Genomic DNA, 18,740 nt, shown 5'->3' with positions numbered 1-18,740 from the left:
TTAATCTGCTTGACTACAGATTAAGGATTTTTTGTTGTGACTCAAACCGCATCAATAGCGAGCTTCACAGCTCCCATTATTCCCTGGTCATCATTTAGGCTTGCAGGAACGATGTATTCATCAATGTTTTTGATCTCATCAGTGTTGATGTAACCATTAAGCTGCTCAATGACTTTTTTTCTGATAAGTGGAAAGAGCTGCATCTGATGCATTACGCCGCCTCCAAGAATGATGATCTGTGGGCTAAGGGTAAGAATATATGAGCTGAGAGCCTGAGCAATATAGGCGCTTTCAAGTTCCCAGACTTCGTTGTTGTCCGCAAGTTCAACGGCTTTTTTGCCCCAGCGCTCTTCAATAGCAGGGCCAGCTGCCAGACCTTCAAAGCAGGTGCCATGATATGGGCACTTTCCTTTGTAGGTATCTCCATCTTCCAAGGCCAGTTTAATATGTCCCATCTCCGGATGAAGCATGCCATGAAGGAGCTTGCCATTTGTCATAACTCCGCCGCCTATGCCTGTTCCAATTGTAAGGTAGATGGCATCAGTTTTGTTTCGTGCACATCCCCATGTAATCTCGCCAAGAAGTGAACCATTAACATCTGTGTCAAATCCAACAGGAACATTAAGCGCCTTCTTGAATTCTCCTACGATGTCATAGTTTCTCCAATCAAGCTTTGGTGTGGATGTGATATATCCGTAAGTCTTTGACTCCTTGTTCAGGTCAATTGGTCCAAAGCAGGCAATTCCAAGGCTAACGATTTCTTTATTCTTAAAGAAATCAATCATCTTTGGCATTGTCTCAGAAGGCGTGAGCGTAGGAAAAGATGCTCTCTCCAAGATTTTTCCATTCTCGTCCCCAATTGCCACTATCATCTTTGTTCCGCCAGCTTCAAGTGCTCCGTATCTCATTGTAATCCCCTTCTCTTTCCTGATATTTTCTATTATGCTAACCCTCTTTAGATTTTACTTGAATCAACAACTTATTACTACACAATCAACTTATTTACGATAATTGATTTGGAATCAGCGTATTACTAATTTGTTCCTAAAACATATTATCAAATCACTGCAAGTGCTGCGAGCACTGCTCCTTGTCCCCAAGGATAATGCCCATAAGTCTGATAATGAACCCCAAAATCATCACATGAACTAAGTGCATCAAGCACTGCCCCTTTATCTGTATGCGACAGCATACATTCAACAGCCTTGTCAAAAGAGCTGCCTATATCTTCAATGTTATCTAGTATCCCGGCGTTGTAGCCCCTCGCCAGTGAATATGCAATCATGCCTGTTGCAGACATATCAATATGTCCTTCTATTCCCTGAATCTGCCAGCTCCAACCGCCGTCAGCACGCTGATATTCAAGAGCTGTTCTGCTCATCTGCCTGTACAATCCGGTTATATTGAATCCGGAATTCATGAAACAGCGCTTTCTGTCCGGACAGTCTCCCCGACACTCATTATTATCAGTTGCCTTTAAATAATTATCGTTTGTCTGTCCTCTATCATTGGCATTATTACTAATATAGTTTTTTTCAGCATTATCAGTATTATTACCATTATCTGAATTCTCATTATTACCAGGCATCTCACATTCACTGCTCTTTATTGCAGCACAGGCAGCCTCTGCGACTCCCATGTAGAGCCATCCGAATGCTCTTCCCCAACCAAGAAGACCTTTTTTCTGATTATCATGAAGCGAGTACCCGTGGTAATTTAGTCCGCTTTTCTTGTCTACTCCCATTTCAAAGAAGTTCTTGATCTGCTTACTGGCATCAAGCCTGGAGCCGGAACTTATAACAATGTCGCTATCCGGAAAGGCGTTTGTATAAGCAGCCATGAACATGGAAACCTGTCCTACTCCGTCAGCAAAGATATTGGCTGAATTTCTCCCTGGATTATATATGATCGTTCCCTGCTCATCTCGAGGTGCTGTTAATATAAACTGTGCTATCTTGTCAGCTGCCTCTTTGTACTTATCCTCATGAGTGAGCTCATATGCTCTAATAAAACAAACACCAGACAAGGCATCATCAACAAAATCTATTTTTCCATCATAGGATTTAAGCCACATATCCAGGTGCGCTGAGATTGCAGCAAGGCACTTGTTTTTTATTTCTACATCCAGCTGCTTGATGACAGTCGCCTGTTCGTCTTCTGAATGTTCTTTCATAGCAACTGCCTTACCATCATTCTCCTCAGATGGAGCATCTTGCTTATATACTTCCTGCTCTGCTGCCGATACAAGTCCCAGCATCAGCATTCCTGCAGGCCAAAACAGCGGATCTTTAGTGCGGACCGAGCGCCCCATAAACCTTTTTACTACGTCTTTTGCCTGCTGAACTAAGGAAACATTCATAATTCCGAGCAAATCGTCAACTGTCATATCCAAGACCATTTTGTATCTTTCATCAACTCTATAGCCCATAATTAACACCTCTACGTGCGAATATAAATCATGTATACTATTTTTATAAAAAAATATCAGAACTTTCTGCACTGTTAACTAAAGCAGTTGTTACAAAATGGGCATATATGGCATTTTTTTACTTTACACATCCATGCACGATAAAAATAATCCTTGAAAATGGGTATAATCAAGGGATTTTTCAATTACCACATCCATTCGTCTATCCCAAAAGCTAATCATACTTTCATTCAATGGATGTCGTAATTCTTATTTTTCAATATATGCCCAATTTTCCCATTGCAAATACTTACTTATGGATGTGTAGACGATATTTTTCGCTTATATGCCCATTTTTTGATAGAAATGCTTTTCATTATCTTTGATCGCATAATCAAGAACACTCTATCTTCATGCCTTCACAAGAACTTTCCCAAAGCTTCTTCTTATTTTCTCGAATTAACAAACTTGTTCCTATATACTTCCTCTTATCTTCCCACCTTCGCGAGGACTTTGCCAAGTACGTACTTAAACTCTGCTGTTCTGCCGTAGAGGAGGAAATACACTCCGTTGAAAACGACAGTAATGATAACAGCCATAACCAGGAACGTTAGAATATTCAAATCTGCAAGAAGCCTGATACTGATAGCATTGCATACAACCAGCACAAAGACAAGGCTTGCAAGGTATTTGCAGGTGTCTAAGAAGTAGCTCTTTGCGCTCATGTCAAAGCAGGCGCGGTAAATAATGATTGGTTTGGTGATATTTGCAATAAGTCCTGAAACAATTGTTCCAATGTAAATTCCGGCAAGGCCGAGGGGCGTCTGCACCAGAGCAATTGATATCACAAGGTTTACTGCTCCCTGGATCAGTGCCAGGTACTTATCCTGCTCAAATACGCCGGCTGCGGTCTTATAGTTACTAAGGACAATTCTGTCGCCCTTGAAGTAATAATCAATAAGAATGCAGTAGATTACCATTGGCGCCAGAGCCCAGTAATCTCCGTACATTATCCTGATAAGAGGAGTCAAAAGAACCATGAATCCCACGCAGGAGTAGCCATAGACCCAGGATGCAAAAAATCTGTAGACTTTGAACATCTCGTACTGCTTTTCCTTGGACTCTGTGGCGATGAGGTTTCCAAAGCTTGAAATTACTGAATTGAAAATGATGTTTACGAAATTTGAGACTGAGCTGATGACCATGTTGTAGTTATCAACAAAGCCTGCCATTTTTACTTCGATAAAAGAAGAAATGATAAGGGCGTCGGTTTGGAGTCTTGCAACATCGCCAACCTTATGAAATACAAGGGCTTTTGTCTTTTTCCAGACAGTATCACTCTCCTCTTTTGACAGAGGCGTGATATCTTTTTCCGTAAGATATGGATACATCTTATTGAGATACCTTGAAACAAATATCTTCTGAAGAAGCTGGATCACTGCATCTGTTATCAGGAACAGATAGAAATTTCTGGTAACGATGATAACAATTATCTGGAAAAAGACTGTAATAACTTTTGTTATTGTAAGAATGTTGGTCTGAACATAGTTCTTTTGCTCAGCATTGACCAAACTGTATTTGTAAGCAACAAAGTAGCTGCTGACTGTATTAAAAAGGAATATGAAATAGTAGAGTGTGAGATCTCGTAAAAGAACTCCATCCGGCTTTTTTACCAGATACTTAAGAAATGGCGCGAGCGCTGTACCCATGACAGCCACTACCAAAGCGATACAGTAGTAGGCCTTTCTGTACATCTGCATGTAGGACTTGATCTTCTCTTTATCGCCGCGGGAAACCGGGCCATAAAGGCTGAAGTTAAGAGCTGTTCCTATGCCGAGCTCGGCCATATTGAGGATTGAGAGAATATTTGTGTATGTGCTGTTGATGCCAAGCAGAGTTTCGCTCAGGTGCATGATAAAGATCTTTCGCAGCACAAAAGACATGATCATGGTTGCAACCTGACCAATATATCCAAATGCAATATTTCTCGTTGCTGACTTAACTCTACCCATTAAAACTAATTCCTTTATATATCTAACATTTCGCTAATTACTAGCACTTTATGTACTCATGCCGCACCTTTTCAAACGATCACTCCATTCTCATCAATGAGAATCCAGTCTTTCCAGTATTTATGCATAACTTCAGGCAAAGCTTCCTGATTGTTGCGCATCTTGAGGGTGCGGACAAGCTCTCTGTCGGGACGCTTATTAAGCCTAGCTCCCCAGAAGCTGAAAGTGGAATTGGCACAGATATTGCCCTTGCAGTGGCTCATGAGCATGAGGTCCTGAAGGCTGTTTTTACCTGTGTTCCAGTCTATGATCGTGTAACGAGATTCATCGCTGTAGTGCTCTCTTGCGTACTCATGGTCACTGGTGAAGATATAGAAATGAGTATTTGCGTCCTTTTCAAGGAAATAATTCATGGCGCTCTCATAGTACTTATCAGAGGCAATATTTCCGAGAATCTCCACGTTTTCAGGGCTCAGATAATCTCCACGCCTGATGTGGACGCTGACAGAAGTTTCTTTTTCCATCTTTGCAGCAAGAACGGCATTGCGCTGGTCAAGCTCCGGAATGGAGTGGGGCGGGAATACAAACAAATCCTGAAGCTCTGCCATCACGTCGTCATAATAGTACTGACAGGCAAAATAACCCGTGATATAAATATCATCCAGGTCAAAAATCTCTTCGTGATACATCTTAGTTTCCACAAAAACCTTGGCGTTGGAGCTTGCGCTGAATCCAAGTTTCTTGGAAATCTTTCCTGCTACCTTTTGAAAAAGATTCTGCTTTATCAGCGCGTCTTTTTCCTCTTTAGTACATTCTTCGTATGGAAGATCCTTAAAAAGAGAAAGCTCAAACTCCCTGGGAGCCAGCATGTTCTTCTGAATTTCCGGGCCAAACCATGAAAGGTCAAGCTTCACTGTTTTTCCGCACTTTAAAAGTTTCCTGTAAAGCGCATACTGCTGCATCTGGTTCCCCAAACCACCAGCTATCTGCAAAATTATCATATTCTCATCCCCAATTTCTAGTTAGTATGCCCCATAACCCACTTATATCCGTTTATAAGCGCATCCGGATCGGACAGTTCCTGTACCGGAAGACAATAGTTCTCATAGCTGCCAAAAAGATCTGTCGCAATGCCGCGGCTCTTGACTGAATAACCGATTACAAGAGTTGGCACTTTGCTTGAATAAGCGGCAATTGTGCTGTGAGTCCTTGCTCCAACAAAAAAGCTGCACTTTGAAATGTAGCCCTTGAGGTCCGAAGCTGACATATCCTCTATCAAAAAGACTCTTTTGCTATCTTTGAAAGCTTCAAAAAGCTCAGAAAGCGGCTTTCTGTCGTCATTGTTTGCCCAGACCACATGTGGGATCAGCGCAACTGACTGATCTGTGTTGTCCAGGATGTACTGAATAAATCTCTTGTAATTCTCCATGGTAATCCCCGGAGTCTTCTCCTTGGCAATTACCATAGGGCTTAAGTTTATTCCGATGTAATCCTTATGTAAAAGACCTGCCTTATAATCAGCATTCTTGGCATTCTCATTTAATAGCTGTTCATCTGCATCAATACCTGAAACATCTGATGTCTCAAGCTCAAAGGCCGGATCTTTCCTAAGCTCAAGCTTATCAGCAGAGATTCCTGCATTCAAAAGAGCATTGTAAGTTATGGACTCTCTTGCATAGATTCTGTCAAAGTTCTTAAGATCCTGCAAAAGAGCTGCATCCTTAAGGGAATCAGGCTCAATTGAGCATCCCCAGAGGACTGTATCAAAGCCTCTTTTTCTAAAATAATCATGGGCAAGTATCAGGTCCGAAACCATCTCGGGATAACAATAGTTGTCGCCACCAATTGAAATCGCAAGTGGAGTATTGTTTGTCGCGATGCTCATATCCGCTTTTTCATCTCGTTTCTGAATATCGCACCTGTTATGCTCCTGAACATAAGCCCTGTAGCCATCCCTAAATCTGTATCTCATGAAGGACTGCTTATCACCGGTTATCTTGCGCCATCCGTAGTAGATCACATGGGCAAAAAAGTCCTGATCAATATGTCTTTCGTTTGCAAGAACACAAAGTCCCTGCTTTTCCAGCTCACCAAGTGAATACTTCCTGTCCTCTTCCACATTGTTAGAAATAACAACAGGAATCGGCATGTTCTCCATGTCGCACCCCTGCTCAATCCTCTTTCTGTGAATGAGCTTTAGCGTACTGTTTGCAATAGCCTCGCAGCCATGATTTCCGCTGCCAGCATGATAATATAAAACTATCGGTCTATTTAGATTCATGCGAATCCTTTCTCACTATCATTTATAAACTTATGCCTAACAGATAAGTATTCTCATATCAGCATAAGTATATTTATAGCTTTCTTTATAATCTCATAACGCTCTAGATATAATCTGTGTTTTATCTCTGAGATTTATAGTTTCCATAGAGCCTGAGATAAAACTTCGGATTAAACCTGAAGATTGTCACCTTTATCTTGTATCCAAATTCAAGTGCAGCAAAAGCGCCTCGCACTTTGAGGGCATGGCTGACCTGTTCCCTGACTTTTGAAATAACAAGCGTTTCTATATCTTTATCTCTTTCGGCCTCATCTGTCCTTGCAAGTTTCCCTGCCACCAAAAGAGCTGTCATAATCTGGCTCACGGCAACGCTCACAAAAGAATACTCTGAAATGTACTCCCTTGCTCCAAGGAGCTTTTCCTCTGCCTCACGCCAGCAAACAACCTCGTCCAGATAACTTTCCTTAAAGGCCTTTTTCATTGCGCCTTCCGGGTTATCCACATAAACATAGCCATTTGTTCCAGTGCACTTCACTGTCTTTTTCTTTCCCTGCAAAAGAGCTAAATCCAAAAGGAAAAGTAGATCCTCACCGATTGTCAGCCCTTCCTTGAAGGTAATGTGATTGTCTCTTATCGCACTTAATAAAAAGAGCTTTCCCCAAACGTGAGTGTTTCTATTAAGGATAGAGTTCTCAATATACTGATATCCACTAATGTTAAGTCCTGAAAGGTAAGTGTCTGTGGAATCAATAATTACCGGCTCATATCCATCCAATGCACAATTTTGGGAAATCTCGCCTGGCTTTTCCACATTCTCAGGTGAATTAGTTTTGATAACTGTTGACTCTTCATCAGTTGCATTATCACGATCTTCGGCAGCCAGGAGATTAGCAACAAAGCTCTCGCTGACATAGTCGTCTGCATCCACAAAGCAGATGTACTTACCATTTGCTTTCTCAATCCCCAGATTTCGGGCATGCGAAACGCCGTGGTTACCGGTGTGGATAGCTTTTACAATATATCCGCTGCTTTTATCACCCTTGCCCTCAAAAACGCAGTTCGCACTTCTTTCAAGCTCATCCGCAAGCTCGCTGCTGCCATCTGTTGAGCCATCATCGACCAGGATTATTTCCAGCTCATCGGCATTTATGCCCTTCTGCCCAAGGCAGGATTCAACGCACCTTTCAAGATATTTGGCTGCCTGATAAACCGGAATTATTATGCTTACCTTTTTTTCCATTAGTACGCAGTCCATTCCTCTCTATCAACGCTCCAAAAACATTCGATTCCATAGTGCTCTGTATAGAATAGATTGATCCAATAATCGCAATCATCAGAAATATCTGAATCATAGGCAAAAGAAAATCTGTTTTCCCACTGTGGTCTGAGCCTTGGAACGCAAATTTCCACTTCACCAGCCTCTACCTGCTGCCAGACATAAGCATCGCGCTCATCCATTTCTCTTTTGATCCTGGCAAGATTTGCTCCCTGCTCAATATAAGTGAAAGCAAGCACAATTGCCCAAACTGCCACAAGTGAAGTTACTGCAGTCTGCAGGATCGTATATGAAAGACCACCTTCTTTGTCAGATGCACTTCCTGACATAAAGAGCGTATTAGCCACAATTCCTGCACCGTTAAGCACTGCCATCATCATGAAAAGACCTGCACCGTAGTAGGTTCTTATCTGAGATGAAGGAACAGCAATAAGTGAAAAAGCTGTCATCAAAGCCACAAACCCCAGCATTCTCATGTACTTTGTGGTCTCAAGGAATTTCTTTTTATCTGCTGACATGTAGTAAATGAAGATCAAAAGAACTACGAAAGCAGCCACTAAAATGAAATAGTTATCTCTTATGTTGTTAACTATCTTCAAAAATCTGGCCATTATTGCAAGAAGGCCTGTGTGCTCTTCCTCAGCAACCTCTGCTCTGCCAAAATTTCCGGGAGAAAGGATCATTATTCCAAATCCCAACAAATTTCCAATAAAACCTGTTACCATCCAAGGCTTTACGAATCCACATTTTTTGCCATTTTCAATCCATTTATCCACAAGCAGTATCAGGCAAAAGAGGATAACGCCACCTGATGTGTTCTCATTGCACCAGCCTGCCAAAAGTCCCAAAACAAACATTTTTATCATGAGAGAAACACTGTTGCTGCTCTCATGTCTCATATGTCTTCTAAAGTACGTGCAGTATGCGATTGCGATAGTACCTGTGAAAAGATAATTGCACGCTCCTGTCTCCCAAAAGACAGTGTTACTCATAGCCGGGTCTAAAAACCACAAAAATAAAAGCACAAGACCATAAAGCCTTATGTCATATTTTCTCTTGTTATCTATGTTTTCATACATAAGAAGCGACAAAACGGTAAATACAGCGGCAGCCACCACATTGAACACACTCTTTGTCTTCATGAAAAGAAATACTCTCAAAATAAAATGAGCGACATTTCTTCCACTGTGAGTCATATAATGTTCATATTCCTGTGAGAACAGGTCAAAAAAGTTTCCTGCCTCCGCCACTTTATCACCATATATGATGTCATCAGACATGTTTGGAGTTAAAAACTCATAGACAGCGATCATCAAAAACGCTACAAGTACAAGTCCTATAAAAACCTTTTTGCTTTTTTTCTCAAGCATTATCTGCTCCCCTATTTTTCACTTCTTCTCAACAAATATCAAATTAATGAGTTTATTTTCATTCATATCTTTTATGAAATAATCATTTACTCATTTTCATCACTTATGTAATCAGGTTATCTTTTAATCATCCTCATTACCTTATAGTAGGCTTTCCTGCAAAATCTTCCTGCAGTGATGTCTACATAGTGATAGCACCTTGAAAGAGCTGTCACCTTAGGCATTACAAGATGGCTGTACTCTGCGATGTGGTCTCTTAAGTACTGTGGGTAAGTCTCATCGATCTCACATCTCTCAAAATGAGCATTTCTGCCAAATATATCATGTCCCAGGATCAGATGATCCATGGTTTCTTTTAATACTTCCCTGTCGTTGTACTCCTGATGGGCTGCGGCTTTTACTTTAACGCCGATTCTCTTTGTAGGGTCTTTTTCCCCGTGACCGCCCATATATCCGAAGTGCCATCCACCATTCGCAACACGCACGGATCTCTTATCGCACACAGAAACAAGGTCGCGAAGCCTTACAATTCCTTCTCTTGGAATGTTGTTTATAGAAGTAATCTTAGTTCCAAGCCACTTCCTGTCAGCCTGCGGAACATCGGGGAATTCGCCGGTTATGGACATTAAAGTTCCTGACTTTTCCTCATTATTCATATAAACATAAAAGTTTCTCTGAGCAAGGTGGTAAACTTTTGTATTGTCGAAGTTTTCCACAATGTCTTTTAACACAGCCGGATTGGGGATTTCGTCGGCATCTCCAAAAATAATCACATCATCCGCAGTCGCCCCAACCTGCTCAAGCCCCTGAATCAGGTGATTTTTCTGAAAGTAATCTCTCTCGTGAGTTACCTTAAAATCCTTGTCCTCATCCACAACTATATAGATGATTTTGTCCAAATACTCCCTGAACAAGTCCTTGTTTTTCTCAAAGCACAGCTCTTTTGGCTCACCGGAAAAAGTCGTAGTGGCTTCCTCGATGATAAACTTATCCACGTATGGATCAAGGATCCCCAGCCTTAGCTTTAATATATCTATTTCGTTAAAAAAAGGTATTAAATCGTAAACCATATCATTTCTTCCTGATAGCACGCTTTGCTACTGCCTTTGCACTGTATTTCACCCCGGATAAAAAGAGCTTTTGCAGTGCTCCTCTTGATATCTGAAGCCTGTGTATCTCCATGCTCTCTTCCGGAGCCCAGTCAGGAAGCGGCATCTGGCTGTATCTTTTGTAAAATTCACTGTTAAATATATTTGAAAGCTCTGACAGCTTTACAGAAACAGGCTGGTCAGAGTAAATAAGCTTTGCTATGGCAATGCTGCAGGTCAGAGACTTCCTCCTGTCAACTGTCGTAACAAAACGCTCTCCGCCCCATTTTTTTACATAGGAATCAAACTTATTCCAGGCTGTCTCCTGATTGGGGAGATATTCAATGTGGTAGCCCCCTGTAAGGCCTTTGTCGTTTGGCCTGTATATGTAGAGAATCTTATCAAGATAAACTATTCCACGGGCTTTATCCAAAAAAGCTGCTGTCTGTAAGAGATCCTCGCCGTAGTTAAGGAACATGTCCTTATCCTGAAGAAGCACATCTATGGCAAGTTCTCTTTTGATGCACTTATTCCACATGGCGTTTAAGGAGTCGCCCTCGCACATGACTTTGTAAAAAGAATCCTTGGCAGCGCCCTGATAAACCTTGCTCTCTTCAAATGGGAAATTGAACTTCCGCTTTGTTGGAGTCTTATCTGTAGCCGCATTGTAAAGCACTATATCAAAGGGCTTGTGAGCTATAGATGCGTCAGTAAGCCCTCTGCAGATATCCTCAATAGCTGTAGGCACCAATAGATCGTCAGCATCAGCAAAAATAAGCCACTGGCCCATGGACTTTTTTATACCTTCTTTACGGGCAGCGTAGGCACCAATCTTTCCATAGTGGTAGCAAAAAACGAATGGATTATCAGCAGCGTATTTATCGCAAATTGCAGGAGAATTGTCCGTTGAGCCGTTCTCAATCAGTATCAGCTCCGCATCCATTCCGCTCTTTCCAAGCTGAGGGATAATGCAATCCATCATTTCTTTTATGTACTTTTCTGCGTTATGAACCGGAACTATAACTGAAAAGATCATTCTATGCCATGCTCCTGTCTCCACTTCTTACTTCTTCTCCAGAAAAGAAGCGGTCTCACTGCCATTTTGAATCTCTTTTTAGGGCTGTAGAATCTGGGATAATCCGCGTTCTCTCCCCACCATTTATGAAATGCAAAGGGCTCTATTCCCTTATTTTCAGGAAGTGGATGCTCTCTTCCAAACTGCACCGCAACTTCAATGGGCGCCCACTTCATGCCTTCAGCTTCCATGGCATTTTTGTGGTAACAGCAAAGGAAGATATCCTCGTTATAAAATCCGTCGTAGACCTTTTCCCACTTAAGATCATGAGCTGCAGGATACTCCAAAAGTCTCTTTGACCTGATGGATACGCTGTTTCCGACTCTGCAAATCTCGCCCTTTGAATCCCTGTAGGCGTAATCATTTTTAGGAAGCGGCCAGGGAGAGCCAATATAGTCGTACTCAAGGAACTCGTCGCGCCAGTTCTCAGGATGAATAACAAATCCGTCGGCGTGTACCACCATGCAAAAATCTGTATTTATGTGGTCCTTGAGTTCATAGACCATCTTGTAATTAAATTTATCGATACTGTCGAGCTTGGATGTGTTGCTGAATCTGATGTTCTTTGGCAGATAGAAAGGTCTTTTATCTGAAATAAGAACCGCATCTCCAAACTCAATCTCCCTCATGCTGTACTTCATGGCCTGCACAGTCTCATAAACATTGACACTGGTCATGGCACAGAGCGTAACCTGGGGGAGCTTTAACTTTTTATCATGATAACTCATATCTTTTCCTTGAATGTTCAATCCATAAATAACCAAGTACCATAAACAGCCCTAGTAGACTTATTATAGCACCTGTCACCAAACCAGGTGGTGTATATTTCAATACAATCTGGTGCTCACCAACCAAAGCACTGATAGCCATGAGATTATATACTATCTTGCCGGATATTTCTTCCTGCTTACCATCTATGTATAGTTTCCAGCCTTTTTCCCATACTACAGGCAAGATCAAAGTCTGATTATCACCAAAATTAACATTGGCCTTAATGACATTTCCGTGTCCATAATCTATATCAATGGCTTGTTTCGTTAAACTCTCGCTAAGATCTGACAACTTTTCAACGTTCTCAGTATATACTCCAAGCTTATGTATATCAAATATGTCTGCCGTATTAAGGGTTATTACTATCATCACTTCATCTTCTGAAGTAACTTCGCCCAAGTTCTTAACCGCTGTTTTCTGATTGTCTAAGGAGATTTCTTCTCCCCCTACATATATATTTATCTTCTCAAGCTCTTCATCATCAAATCCATATCTGAGATACGCTATGCGACTATCTTCCAGATTCTGATCCTTATACATCATCATTATCTGTGTGTCGTCTGCAGTTGCCTCATAAATTCCATCAACCTCATTAGCAGCACCATTTATGATATTAACAGACTCAATTCCCATTTGGTCAAAAGTACCTGAGCCGGATTTTATCGCTTCCAGCAAAGCATTCATCCACTCAAAGTAATTTGAATAACTATCTTGAGAAGTATTAATAATATCATTTCCGGCAAGATAAGCCATTGGAAGTCCCAGGCCGCTTTCGTAAAGCTTCAAATTGTCTTCCTGATCTATAAGTTTGTATTCTGAATATTCTCTTGCAGTAACTATATAATTGATTCCCAGAATTGCTTCTGCCGTCTTCGTATTATCCTCATCATATACCAGATAATCGCCATTATCAGTGGTTTCATAGCCAAGAGCTTTCAAAACCAAACATTTTTCCTGGCTTTCCAAAGAGCTATATCCTGTTATACTTTTGGTTCCAGTTAAAAATGGAGTATCCATCTGTATCTCTCTGGCTGCTGTACCATATTCCAAACGATATCTATTATCAATTGCCTCATTAGAAGTTAAGCTCAACAACGCCTTGCTATCATTCTCATAAGTGTCTACTGTCTCAGTATCAAAAACAGCATTGCCATTCTCATAGTAGTATGCATTACTTCCAAGGTCGACCAAAATAAGTAATATCAAAACAGGATAAAATGATTTTGTGAAAGAAATCAATAAAATTACAAATGATATTACTACAAGTAAAAGATTCATGATCAGCAGCTGGCTTGTAATATCCTCTTTATAGACCAGCTTTACAACACTAAATATTACAACAAGTATTATTGCTGATATTATCAAGTACTTCGCATTTTCTTTGTTTTTCTCTGCATCAATTGTGGCTGCTGAATCTGCAGCAGTAACCACTAAAAGAAAAGTGGCAATGAACATGTATCTGTAAGGACATCCGGATGGTTCATGCCCCAGTCCCCATACAAGATCAAGTGGCACAATTACATTTGATAACAAAAATATCAACAGCAAAAATCCATATTTTAACTTATATTTGTAAGAAGTTTTTCCAACAAAAGCGCAAATCGCACAGATCAACACTGCGATGCCTACATACCAAAGCGGATTTCCATCCTGTATCTGCGTTTGTGGAGTGGTTCCCCACATTATATTAGTAAGCTTGTTATCCCATAATATAGATATTTCTTTTGAATTTGTAATAGATTCATCTCTTGATATAATCGCTAATAGCCCAGGGATCGTCACAAAAGCGCTGATAATAGCTGATAAAATGGCAGAAAGCACAAACTCTCCCAGAACTTTTAAATCTTTTTTCCATTTATCAAAAGAGAACAGAAAATACAATCCAGCAAAAATACATACCATAAAAGCTACATAATAATTGATAATTATACACGTAGCCAATGACACAACGAATACGTATTTCCCATAAACATTTTTATCAAGTAAGCTATCAATTCCCCATATGATAACAGGCAAAAGAATAACCGCATCAAGCCACATAAAATTGTAAAAATAAGCTGATACATATGAAGAAGCCGCATATGCTGTTGAAAATGCAAGTAACAGATTCCTGTTACAAGAATGGTTTCTGTATGAAAGATATACATTCATTGAAAGGCCGGATAAGCCAAGCTTAATAAGTACAATCACGAGCACGCATATGTACATGTGTTCTTTGTCAAAGAAAAATACAATCCAATGTATCGGACTAAACAAATAATAATAAGATCCGATAGCATATGCATTCCCACCAAGTGAATCAGACAGAGAATAAAAAAAAGACTCATTTCCATGCAAAATGTCATGGAAATGTGAAAGTAAAGCCACATATTGATAATTTGTATCCCATATAAGTAGTGTTTTATCGCCAAAAGGATACTGTCCATTAAATGCGAACACGACCATCCATAATACTATTGGTAATAAAAAAGCTATCACATACCTAATTACGCCTTCTTTTTTTCTCATCCTTCATCCTTAATATAATTCTTTACACATGGAAAATCTTTATTAGCCCCGTCCTTCTCTCCAAGCTTCTAACAATCTTTTTACCCATATAAACAGCATACAAATATTTAGCCCTTACTTGCTGAGCTTTTTCCAGTACTTTACCAGGTCTCTGGTTAAGTCTTTTGTATGTTGAAGAAGTCTTTTTATATTCTTCAAGTTCCTGTCTGCACTCTTCCGGTGTGAAAATTCTTCCCTTTTTATCCATATAGTGGAAGCAGCTATATATATTCTGTTCAGAAGCCCAATAGCCATCTGATACATTATGTCTTGCCCAGTATTTTGGTGCAATTGCATATTTAAGCTCATCACTTGTCATAGCAGGAAATACGGCAAATGAAGAATTAGACAAAAGAAGATATCTGGCGTTTTTGATCGTCACATAATCTTTGCCAATATCATTCCTTACAGCCTTAACTTCCGGAAGAATCTTGTATGCAGCAGAAACATCATCTGTCACAGCTAAAAATTCCATATCCGGACGAATCTTTCTCATTTGCTTGATTCCGTTAACCCAATAGCTTCTATCAAGCCAAAGTTCCGGAGAATTGGAGTAATCCCCACATCTTAGATGGATAATGCAAAGATTATCTCTTGTAAACTCATGAGAATCATATTCAGGTTTTACCTTGAGCCAGTCCTTAAGCTTGTCTTTATACTTCTCAAAATAAGCTTCTGCCTGCAGATTTCCATATAAAAGAGTATTATCCTCAATGTCCTTGAATTTTGGATCGATGCCACTGACATATGCCCCATGATTCATATCATGTTTTGAGTTGCCTAAATAGAGCCTGTTGTCATGATCCTCGAAGATTTTGAAATTCTTCTTTTCTTCCTCTGTGATTTCTTTTCCCAGATCAATATCCATAAAGTACATTCCGCTATCGGAATGCATATTATTAGCTAACGCTCCGGGATTACATATTCCAAATTCATAGCCCTTTTCTTCCGCAACAGCTCTTGCTACTACATACCAAAAGAGCTGATTGCCAAGTCCAAATCCATGTAAAAACTCTGTTCCTATCATATAAACTCCAATCATAAGATTACAGGCTTATTGCCAGATCTTATGTATTAATCAAGGGCAAAACATCACACTATTGAATGATTGTTCTGCCTTCAAGTGTAGTCTCTTTAATCTTCTCATCCTTGACTTCGTAGATAATGTCGCAGTTTGCGATTGTGTTAAGTCTGTGGGCGATGATGATCATTGTCTTTTTTCCGTGGAAACTGTTGATAGCTTCCATAACTGCTGCCTCTGTCTCATTATCAAGAGCACTGGTAGCCTCATCAAATACGAGTATCTCAGGGTTATGATAAAGAGCTCTGGCGATACCGATACGCTGTCTCTGGCCGCCGGAAAGTCTGACACCTCTGTCACCAATCCTTGTGTCAAGGCCCTCAGGAAGAGTTCTGATAAAGTCAGCAAGCTGAGCCTCTTCGCAGACTTCCCAGATTCTGTCATCATTTATCTGGTCTGCATCAATACCAAATGCTATGTTATCTCTGATGGACTCATCCACAAGGTAGATAGACTGCGGAATGTAACCAATCTGCGCAAGCCATGACTCATAGTTACTAAAGATATTGCTGCCATCACAGAGTATCTCGCCGCTCTTAACGTGCAAAAGTCCCAGGAGAATATCCACAATTGTGGATTTACCCGCACCAGATGGTCCAATAATACCCACTGACTTTCCTCTTGGAACCATCATATTTGCGTCAGTAAAGATATTGTCCTCAGAATCAGGATAATGGAAAGTGATGTTCTTAAGCTCTATCTCTTTTTCCAGATGAAGGGCAGGTCCTGCAACCTTGGCTCTCTCTGCTCTCATCTCTTTTTCCATCTTCATGGATTCTGTGAGGTTGTTATAAACAAAGTCCAGACTGTACTGGTTGTAAGCTATCTGTGTAAGATATGTGTTTATCCTGTTTGCAGATGGCATGATCCTGATAGCTGCCATACCAAAAGCTGTGATCTGTGGTAAAAGAGCTTTCGCATCCCCGCCGTTAATAAGATAGATCAGCACATACAAAAGAACTACTGATATAAATACAGTCTCAATAAGGAGTCTTGGGATGTTGTTCAGCACTGTATAGTTTCTGTCGATATCAGCGCCAATCCTACCTGACTCGTAGTAGTTGCGGATAAAGAAATCCTGTCTGTTTAATACTTTTACGTCCTTAAGTCCATAGATTGCCTGAATTCTCCACTTAGCGATCCTTGACTGTGTTTCCTGATTTTTTCTACCAATGGTGTTAAGCCTTGGCTTCAAAATCTTGGTAATGATAAGTGTAAGGATTACCAAAACCACAAGGATAAGCACTGTCATCTGCCAGTTAACTGCAAGAAGCACGATTCCAAGGCAGATTGAAACTACCATCTCTGTTGAAAGTGACAAAAGAGAAAGCATCAAAGTAAAGGTCTTTGGAATATCACTGTCTGTAATTCTGAAAACTGTCGGGATATCTGCTCCAAGGTAATCTTCGTAGGGCCTATTTAAGAATTCTCTCATTACCCTGCTTATCATGTCGTTTCTGGCTCTTGATATAAATGTGTTCTGCTTATAAACAAGGAAGAGCAGATACAGATTTTTAAAGATAAAAAGAAAAATAAGTGAGATTAAAAGTGCACTGGCAAGCTTAAGATCAGTATTAAGTCCCAGCACATTTACGATATTCTGAAGGATTTCACGTTTTTCTATCTGTCTGTGAAGAGACTCAGGTTTTAATATAACTGAAATAACAGGGATCATCATTGAAACGCCAAGTGTTTCAACAACACCCCCAATCAGTATAAGGACAGCTAGTATGATTAGCTGTCCCTTTTGTTTTTTATCAAATATGTAATTTATCTTGGCAAGCAGGCTTACCTTTTTCGTATTACTCATTAAGATATTTCCTAACTATTTGTTGTATGTTCAAAGAAATAATGACCATCACAGAGCAATCTTAGTCATACGCTCTGTGTAGATGTCGTCCATATCACGGTTATTGATCCACTTCTGAGGTGCGATAACAATTTTCTCAGGTGAATCATTGAGCCATGCTGCCCACCAGCTAAATGAGCTGTTGGCAATGATGTGGTGCTTACATCTGCTCATAAGAGTCATCTCTGCAATATCTGTGCCCTCGCCCTCTTCAAGCTCAACAACTATAAAGTTCGGTCCCTTAAAGTGGTCTCTACACCATTCCTTGTCATCTGTGAAAATAAAGAACACAGCAGACGGATACTGTTTTCTAATCTTATCAATAGCATCCTTATAATATTTTTCAGTGCAGATGTTGTGGATATGAATGTGCTCTTCATCCACATAGTCTGTTCTGCGAACATGCAAACTTACTGACTCGCAGCACTCGATCTGCTGCAAGGTTGACCAGCTTGACGCATCAGTCATAAGCTCCTGAGGCTTTTTCTCAAAAGCTTCTCTTATCTCTCTGATAACGTCCTTATCCTCAAAATACTTATCGCACTGCCAGTAACCTACAAGATAAGCATCCTCTTTTTCCAGGATTGAAGGATCGAATTTGCCGGATTCCTCATCTATTCTATATGTTTTTCTACCGGTGAGTTTTCTTCTGATACGGCTGAAAAGATCCATTTTAGAATCAGTAAGATTTACGATTTCCTCGTCTGTTGCCTTGTCATACTCAACTCCCCATCTGGATAATACAGGGATTCGGAGTTTATCATTAACAAAGCCTGTTTTATCATCAATCTTAACTTCTTTTCCGCGCTTTTTCAGAGACTTATATAATGCGTACTGAAACATCTGATTGCCTAGTCCGCCCTTAAGCTGAATGATTATCATAGCTCCTCCAGGTTGATATCATGTGCATACTGTAAGTCTGACGAGTCATAAAGCTTATCATGCAAGCATGAACGCATTATGACCTTTTGACCCTGTCGTCA

14 protein-coding genes are annotated in these 18,740 nt (G+C 40.4%); all 14 read right to left on the bottom strand.

Annotated features, from left to right (window positions below):
• Positions 1 to 41: 41 nt before the first annotated feature.
• Positions 42 to 908 carry an ROK family protein gene (locus C4S54_RS09815; protein WP_103869375.1) on the bottom strand — a complete coding sequence of 289 codons (867 nt, stop codon included), beginning with the start codon at positions 906 to 908 and terminating at the stop codon, positions 42 to 44.
• Between the two features lie 149 nt (positions 909 to 1,057).
• Positions 1,058 to 2,428, bottom strand: coding sequence for a glycoside hydrolase family 88 protein (locus C4S54_RS09810; RefSeq protein WP_103869374.1), 1,371 nt, complete (start codon positions 2,426 to 2,428; stop codon positions 1,058 to 1,060).
• 467 nt (positions 2,429 to 2,895) lie between these two features.
• On the bottom strand, positions 2,896 to 4,419 hold the full coding sequence (locus tag C4S54_RS09805) for a lipopolysaccharide biosynthesis protein (RefSeq protein WP_103869373.1): 1,524 nt from the start codon (positions 4,417 to 4,419) through the stop codon (positions 2,896 to 2,898).
• A 71-nt stretch (positions 4,420 to 4,490) separates the two neighbouring features.
• A complete protein-coding gene (locus C4S54_RS09800) occupies positions 4,491 to 5,420 on the bottom strand; it encodes an alpha-1,2-fucosyltransferase (RefSeq protein ID WP_103869372.1) in 930 nt (309 codons plus the stop codon).
• Between the two features lie 17 nt (positions 5,421 to 5,437).
• On the bottom strand, positions 5,438 to 6,700 hold the full coding sequence (locus C4S54_RS09795; protein ID WP_242973778.1) for a polysaccharide pyruvyl transferase family protein: 1,263 nt from the start codon (positions 6,698 to 6,700) through the stop codon (positions 5,438 to 5,440).
• A 121-nt stretch (positions 6,701 to 6,821) separates the two neighbouring features.
• Positions 6,822 to 7,940, bottom strand: a complete 1,119-nt coding sequence (locus C4S54_RS09790; protein WP_160110743.1) for a glycosyltransferase family 2 protein — start codon at positions 7,938 to 7,940, stop codon at positions 6,822 to 6,824.
• A complete protein-coding gene (locus tag C4S54_RS09785; protein WP_103869369.1) occupies positions 7,940 to 9,346 on the bottom strand; it encodes a DUF3329 domain-containing protein in 1,407 nt (468 codons plus the stop codon). Before C4S54_RS09785 ends, C4S54_RS09790 begins: the two co-directional genes overlap by 1 nt.
• Before the next feature lie 116 nt (positions 9,347 to 9,462).
• Positions 9,463 to 10,416, bottom strand: coding sequence for a glycosyl transferase GT17 family protein (locus C4S54_RS09780; RefSeq protein ID WP_103869368.1), 954 nt, complete (start codon positions 10,414 to 10,416; stop codon positions 9,463 to 9,465).
• Position 10,417: 1 nt separating this feature from the next.
• The gene (locus tag C4S54_RS09775; protein WP_103869367.1) at positions 10,418 to 11,470 is read right to left on the bottom strand and encodes a glycosyltransferase family 2 protein; all 1,053 of its coding nucleotides are present in this window, start codon (positions 11,468 to 11,470) and stop codon (positions 10,418 to 10,420) included.
• Positions 11,467 to 12,237 (bottom strand): DUF5672 family protein, encoded by a 771-nt coding sequence (locus C4S54_RS09770; protein ID WP_242973776.1) that lies wholly within the window; start codon positions 12,235 to 12,237, stop codon positions 11,467 to 11,469. The genes C4S54_RS09775 and C4S54_RS09770 overlap by 4 nt, the downstream gene beginning before the upstream one ends.
• Positions 12,224 to 14,788 carry a YfhO family protein gene (locus C4S54_RS09765; RefSeq protein ID WP_103869366.1) on the bottom strand — a complete coding sequence of 855 codons (2,565 nt, stop codon included), beginning with the start codon at positions 14,786 to 14,788 and terminating at the stop codon, positions 12,224 to 12,226. The genes C4S54_RS09770 and C4S54_RS09765 overlap by 14 nt, the downstream gene beginning before the upstream one ends.
• Positions 14,789 to 14,810: 22 nt before the next feature.
• Positions 14,811 to 15,854 (bottom strand): glycosyl transferase, encoded by a 1,044-nt coding sequence (locus C4S54_RS09760; RefSeq protein ID WP_103869365.1) that lies wholly within the window; start codon positions 15,852 to 15,854, stop codon positions 14,811 to 14,813.
• 70 nt (positions 15,855 to 15,924) lie between these two features.
• Positions 15,925 to 17,718 carry an ABC transporter ATP-binding protein gene (locus tag C4S54_RS09755; RefSeq protein ID WP_103869364.1) on the bottom strand — a complete coding sequence of 598 codons (1,794 nt, stop codon included), beginning with the start codon at positions 17,716 to 17,718 and terminating at the stop codon, positions 15,925 to 15,927.
• 48 nt (positions 17,719 to 17,766) lie between these two features.
• The gene (locus tag C4S54_RS09750; RefSeq protein ID WP_103869363.1) at positions 17,767 to 18,639 is read right to left on the bottom strand and encodes an alpha-1,2-fucosyltransferase; all 873 of its coding nucleotides are present in this window, start codon (positions 18,637 to 18,639) and stop codon (positions 17,767 to 17,769) included.
• Between the last annotated feature and the right edge of the window lie 101 nt (positions 18,640 to 18,740).

The organism is Butyrivibrio sp. Su6, from assembly GCF_900108105.1.
GTDB lineage: Bacteria > Bacillota > Clostridia > Lachnospirales > Lachnospiraceae > Butyrivibrio.
This window is presented reverse-complemented; position numbering and strand designations above follow the sequence as displayed.

Excerpts from the sequence above, each read along its gene's own strand:
- C4S54_RS09785 (WP_103869369.1), bottom strand. The coding sequence starts at position 9,346 with ATGCTTGAGAAAAAAAGCAAAAAGGTTTTTATAGGACTTGTACTTGTA.
- C4S54_RS09750 (WP_103869363.1), bottom strand. The coding sequence starts at position 18,639 with ATGATAATCATTCAGCTTAAGGGCGGACTAGGCAATCAGATGTTTCAG.
- C4S54_RS09760 (WP_103869365.1), bottom strand. The coding sequence starts at position 15,854 with ATGATAGGAACAGAGTTTTTACATGGATTTGGACTTGGCAATCAGCTC.
- C4S54_RS09800 (WP_103869372.1), bottom strand. The coding sequence starts at position 5,420 with ATGATAATTTTGCAGATAGCTGGTGGTTTGGGGAACCAGATGCAGCAG.
- C4S54_RS09780 (WP_103869368.1), bottom strand. The coding sequence starts at position 10,416 with ATGGTTTACGATTTAATACCTTTTTTTAACGAAATAGATATATTAAAG.
- C4S54_RS09805 (WP_103869373.1), bottom strand. The coding sequence starts at position 4,419 with ATGGGTAGAGTTAAGTCAGCAACGAGAAATATTGCATTTGGATATATT.
- C4S54_RS09815 (WP_103869375.1), bottom strand. The coding sequence starts at position 908 with ATGAGATACGGAGCACTTGAAGCTGGCGGAACAAAGATGATAGTGGCA.
- C4S54_RS09770 (WP_242973776.1), bottom strand. The coding sequence starts at position 12,237 with ATGAGTTATCATGATAAAAAGTTAAAGCTCCCCCAGGTTACGCTCTGT.
- C4S54_RS09775 (WP_103869367.1), bottom strand. The coding sequence starts at position 11,470 with ATGATCTTTTCAGTTATAGTTCCGGTTCATAACGCAGAAAAGTACATA.
- C4S54_RS09755 (WP_103869364.1), bottom strand. The coding sequence starts at position 17,718 with ATGAGTAATACGAAAAAGGTAAGCCTGCTTGCCAAGATAAATTACATA.
- C4S54_RS09790 (WP_160110743.1), bottom strand. The coding sequence starts at position 7,940 with ATGGAAAAAAAGGTAAGCATAATAATTCCGGTTTATCAGGCAGCCAAA.
- C4S54_RS09795 (WP_242973778.1), bottom strand. The coding sequence starts at position 6,700 with ATGAATCTAAATAGACCGATAGTTTTATATTATCATGCTGGCAGCGGA.
- C4S54_RS09810 (WP_103869374.1), bottom strand. The coding sequence starts at position 2,428 with ATGGGCTATAGAGTTGATGAAAGATACAAAATGGTCTTGGATATGACA.
- C4S54_RS09765 (WP_103869366.1), bottom strand. The coding sequence starts at position 14,788 with ATGAGAAAAAAAGAAGGCGTAATTAGGTATGTGATAGCTTTTTTATTA.